Genomic DNA, 5,368 nt, shown 5'->3' on the forward strand with positions numbered 1-5,368 from the left:
GTCGTTGGTGTGCGTCTGATGTTTGATAACTCAACAGTGTGTCATTTAGTCGACGATTTTTTGAATTAATTAGGCATCCTGCATTCGTGTGGGGTGTCTCGATTCCGAGACAGTTTACTGCCAGTTTTTGGTGGTTCTGTGTTTTGGGGTTGAGCTTTTTGTTGTTTTTCAACGGAGAGTTTGATCCTGGCTCAGGACGAACGCTGGCGGCGTGCTTAACACATGCAAGTCGAGCGGTAAGGCCCTTTCGGGGGTACACGAGCGGCGAACGGGTGAGTAACACGTGAGCAACCTGCCCTTCTCTTGGGGATAACCAGTGGAAACGCTGGCTAATACCCGATATGACTATCTCACGCATGTGGGGTGGTGGAAAGTTCTGGCGGAGGAGGATGGGCTCGCGGCCTATCAGCTTGTTGGTGAGGTAGTGGCTCACCAAGGCGACGACGGGTAGCCGGCCTGAGAGGGTGACCGGCCACACTGGGACTGAGACACGGCCCAGACTCCTACGGGAGGCAGCAGTGGGGAATATTGGACAATGGGCGAAAGCCTGATCCAGCAACGCCGCGTGAGGGATGACGGCCTTCGGGTTGTAAACCTCTTTCAGCACCGACGAAGCGAGAGTGACGGTAGGTGCAGAAGAAGGACCGGCCAACTACGTGCCAGCAGCCGCGGTAATACGTAGGGTCCGAGCGTTGTCCGGAATTATTGGGCGTAAAGGGCTCGTAGGCGGTTTGTCGCGTCGGGAGTGAAAACTCAGGGCTTAACTCTGAGCGTGCTTTCGATACGGGCAGACTTGAGGGATGCAGGGGAGAATGGAATTCCTGGTGTAGCGGTGGAATGCGCAGATATCAGGAGGAACACCGGTGGCGAAGGCGGTTCTCTGGGCATTTCCTGACGCTGAGGAGCGAAAGCATGGGGAGCGAACAGGATTAGATACCCTGGTAGTCCATGCCGTAAACGTTGGGCGCTAGGTGTGGGGACCTTCCACGGTTTCCGTGCCGCAGCTAACGCATTAAGCGCCCCGCCTGGGGAGTACGGCCGCAAGGCTAAAACTCAAAGGAATTGACGGGGGCCCGCACAAGCGGCGGAGCATGCTGATTAATTCGATGCAACGCGAAGAACCTTACCTGGGTTTGACATATGCCGGACGACTGCAGAGATGTGGTTTCCCTTGTGGTCGGTATACAGGTGGTGCATGGCTGTCGTCAGCTCGTGTCGTGAGATGTTGGGTTAAGTCCCGCAACGAGCGCAACCCTCGTCCTATGTTGCCAGCACGTGATGGTGGGGACTCATAGGAGACTGCCGGGGTCAACTCGGAGGAAGGTGGGGATGACGTCAAGTCTTCATGCCCCTTATGTCCAGGGCTTCAAGCATGCTACAATGGCCGGTACAAACCGCTGCGAAGCCGTGAGGTGGAGCGAATCGGAAAAAGCCGGTCTCAGTTCGGATTGGGGTCTGCAACTCGACCCCATGAAGTCGGAGTCGCTAGTAATCGCAGATCAGCAACGCTGCGGTGAATACGTTCCCGGGCCTTGTACACACCGCCCGTCACGTCATGAAAGTCGGCAACACCCGAAGCCGGTGGCCTAACCCCTTGTGGGAGGGAGCCGTCGAAGGTGGGGCTGGCGATTGGGACGAAGTCGTAACAAGGTAGCCGTACCGGAAGGTGCGGCTGGATCACCTCCTTTCTAAGGAGCATGTAGCGCGACTGTGCCCTGTTGGGTGTGGTTGTTGTTGTCGCCGTTGGTGCCCGTGTGTGGTGCCCGGTGGCTGCTCATTAGTGGACGTCGATTACGTTGCTCTCTCTGTGGAGGGGGTGCTCATCATGCATGCTGTTTGGGTGTGGTGGTGGGGGTGGCACACTGTTGGGTTATGAGGCATTGGGCGTTGTTGTCTGGTGGCTTGTTCGGGCTGCGTGGTCTTCATACCACTGCCGGGTTTTCTGGTGGGTTTGGTGGGGGCTGGTGCGTGGTGCCGGTGGTGTTTTGAGAACTTCATAGTGGACGCGAGCATCTTTGTAGTGTTGACAAGCTACTAAGTGCACATGGTGGATGCCTTGGCATCGAGAGCCGATGAAGGACGTTGGAGTCTGCGAAAAGCCCTGGGGAGTTGACAACCGAGCTGTGATCCGGGGATGTCCGAATGGGGAAACCCAGCACGAGTTATGTCGTGTTACCCGCGCTTGAATATATAGGGCGTGTGGAGGGAACGTGGGGAAGTGAAACATCTCAGTACCCGCAGGAAGAGAAAACAACCGTGATTCCGGGAGTAGTGGCGAGCGAAACCGGATGAGGCTAAACCTCAGGTGTGTGATAGCCGGCAGGCGTTGCATCTGGGGGGTCGTGGGGCCGTGCTGATCGTTCTGCCGAGCGGTCGAAGAGTGAGAAACCGTCAGTGAAGGTGAACCGGCTGGGATGTCGGGACAGAGAGGGTGAGATCCCCGTAGCTGTAAGCTGATGGCTCTTGTGCGTGACCCCGAGTAGCACCGTACTCCTGAAATTCGGTGTGAATTTGGCGGGACCACCCGTTAAGCCTAAATACTCCTCGATGACCGATAGCGGACTAGTACCGTGAGGGAAAGGTGAAAAGTACCCCGGGAGGGGAGTGAAAGAGTACCTGAAACCATGTGCATACAATCCGTCGGAGCATTCACTTGTGGGTGTGACGGCGTGCCTTTTGAAGAATGAGCCTGCGAGTTAGTGTTATGTAGCGAGGTTAAGCCGTTGGGGTGGAGCCGTAGCGAAAGCGAGTCCGAATAGGGCGTTGAGTTGCATGATCTAGACCCGAAGCGGAGTGATCTATCCATGGGCAGGTTGAAGCGCGGGTAAGACCGCGTGGAGGACCGAACCCACCTAGGTTAAAAACTGGGGGGATGACCTGTGGATAGGGGTGAAAGGCCAATCAAACTCCGTGATAGCTGGTTCTCCCCGAAATGCATTTAGGTGCAGCGTGACGTGTTTCTTGCCGGAGGTAGAGCACTGGATGGGCTAGGGGGCCTACCAGCTTACTGAACTCAGCCAAACTCCGAATGCCGGTAAGTGAGAGCGTTGCAGTGAGACTGCGGGGGATAAGCTTCGTAGTCGAGAGGGAAACAGCCCAGACCATCAGCTAAGGCCCCTAAGCGGTTGCTAAGTGGAAAAGGATGTGGAGTCGCAGAGACAACCAGGAGGTTGGCTTAGAAGCAGCCATCCTTGAAAGAGTGCGTAATAGCTCACTGGTCAAGTAATTCCGCGCCGACAATTTAGCGGGGCTCAAGCAATCCGCCGAAGCTATGGCATTCACACATGTGATAGGCCTTTGTGGTCCAGTCGTGTGGATGGGTAGGGGAGCGTCGTGTCGCGAGTGAAGCAGCCGGGTGACCGAGTTGTGGATGCGACACGAGTGAGAATGCAGGCATGAGTAGCGAATGAAGAGTGAGAAACTCTTCCACCGGATGACCAAGGGTTCCAGGGTCAAGCTAATCTTCCCTGGGTAAGTCGGGACCTAAGGCGAGGCCGACAGGCGTAGTCGATGGACAACGGGTTGATATTCCCGTACCGGCGATAGATCGTCCCTGGCGAGGTCAGTGATGCTAAGCACCCGAAGCCATCTTCAGTCTCTTCGGAGACAGGGATTGGTGGAGCGTGTGACCCGAGCTGGTAGTAGCCAAGCGATGGTGTGACGCAGGAAGGTAGCTCATCCTCGGCGATGGTAGTCCGAGGGTAAGAATGTAGGACTGACGGTAGGTAAATCCGCCGTCTATAGTGTCTGAGATTCGATGCCACTTCACCTACGGGTGTTGTGTGAGTGATCCTATGCTGCCGAGAAAAGCATCTAGCGAGATCTGTAGCCGCCCGTACCCCAAACCGACTCAGGTGGTCAGGTAGAGAATACTAAGGTGATCGAGTGAATCATGGTTAAGGAACTCGGCAAAATGCCCCCGTAACTTCGGGAGAAGGGGGGCCGGATACGTGAACACCCTTGCGGTGGGAAGCGTTGAAGGCCGCAGAGACCAGGCCCAAGCGACTGTTTATTAAAAACACAGGTCCGTGCTAAGTCGTAAGACGCCGTATACGGACTGACTCCTGCCCGGTGCTGGAAGGTTAAGGGGACGTGTTAGCCGCAAGGCGAAGCGCAGAACTTAAGCCCCAGTAAACGGCGGTGGTAACTATAACCATCCTAAGGTAGCGAAATTCCTTGTCGGGTAAGTTCCGACCTGCACGAATGGAGTAACGACTTGGGCGCTGTCTCAACCATGAACTCGGCGAAATTGCACTACGAGTAAAGATGCTCGTTACGCGCGGCAGGACGGAAAGACCCCGGGACCTTTACTATAGCTTGGTATTGGTGTTTGGTTCGACTTGTGTAGGATAGGTGGGAGACTGTGAAGCGGCCACGCCAGTGGTTGTGGAGTCATCGTTGAAATACCACTCTGGTCGTACTAGATATCTAACTTAGGTCCGTTATCCGGATCAGGGACAGTGCCTGGTGGGTAGTTTAACTGGGGCGGTTGCCTCCTAAAATGTAACGGAGGCGCCCAAAGGTTCCCTCAGCCTGGTTGGCAATCAGGTGTTGAGTGTAAGTACACAAGGGAGCTTGACTGCGAGAGTGACGGCTCGAGCAGGGACGAAAGTCGGGACTAGTGACCCGGCGCTGGCATGTGGAAGCGGCGTCGCTCAACGGATAAAAGGTACCCCGGGGATAACAGGCTGATCTTCCCCAAGAGTCCATATCGACGGGATGGTTTGGCACCTCGATGTCGGCTCGTCGCATCCTGGGGCCGTAGCAGGTCCCAAGGGTTGGGCTGTTCGCCCATTAAAGCGGCACGCGAGCTGGGTTTAGAACGTCGTGAGACAGTTCGGTCCCTATCCGCCGCGCGCGTAGGAAACTTGAGAAAGGCTGCCCCTAGTACGAGAGGACCGGGGTGGACGAACCTCTGGTGTGCCAGTTGTACCGCCAGGTGCACGGCTGGTTGGCTACGTTCGGAAGTGATAACCGCTGAAAGCATCTAAGCGGGAAGCACGTTTCAAGATGAGGTTTCCCACCCGTCATGGGTTAAGGCCCCCAGCAGACCACTGGGTTGATAGGCCAGAAGTAGAAGCACAGCAATGTGTGGAGCTGACTGGTACTAATAGGCCGAGGGCTTGTCACCCAACACATACTTTTCGAGTTGTTCGCGTCCACTATGAGGTTCCCAGACCATCACCGGCTATTAATTGGATAGTTGGATGGTTGATAGAGTTACGGCGACCATAGCGAAGGGGAAATACCCGGTCACATTCCGAACCCGGAAGTCAAGCCCTTCAGCGCCGATGGTACTGCACTGGAGACGGTGTGGGAGAGTAGGACGTCGCCGGACAAACATTAGCGCGAGGCCGCCCCAAACACA

At 55.8% G+C, this 5,368-nt stretch carries 3 rRNA genes; all 3 read left to right on the forward strand.

Annotated elements, in window-relative coordinates:
• The first annotated feature begins 168 nt into the window (after nt 1–168).
• Nucleotides 169–1,688 (forward strand): 16S ribosomal RNA (locus JL108_RS19600).
• Nucleotides 1,689–2,024: 336 nt separating this feature from the next.
• Nucleotides 2,025–5,131, forward strand: a 23S ribosomal RNA gene (locus JL108_RS19605).
• Nucleotides 5,132–5,221: 90 nt separating this feature from the next.
• Nucleotides 5,222–5,338, forward strand: a 5S ribosomal RNA gene (gene rrf / locus JL108_RS19610).
• The 16S, 23S and 5S rRNA genes sit together here, the layout of an rRNA operon.
• The last annotated feature ends 30 nt before the right edge of the window (nt 5,339–5,368 follow it).

It is taken from the genome of Aeromicrobium sp. YIM 150415 (assembly GCF_016918125.1).
Lineage (GTDB): Bacteria > Actinomycetota > Actinomycetes > Propionibacteriales > Nocardioidaceae > Aeromicrobium > Aeromicrobium piscarium.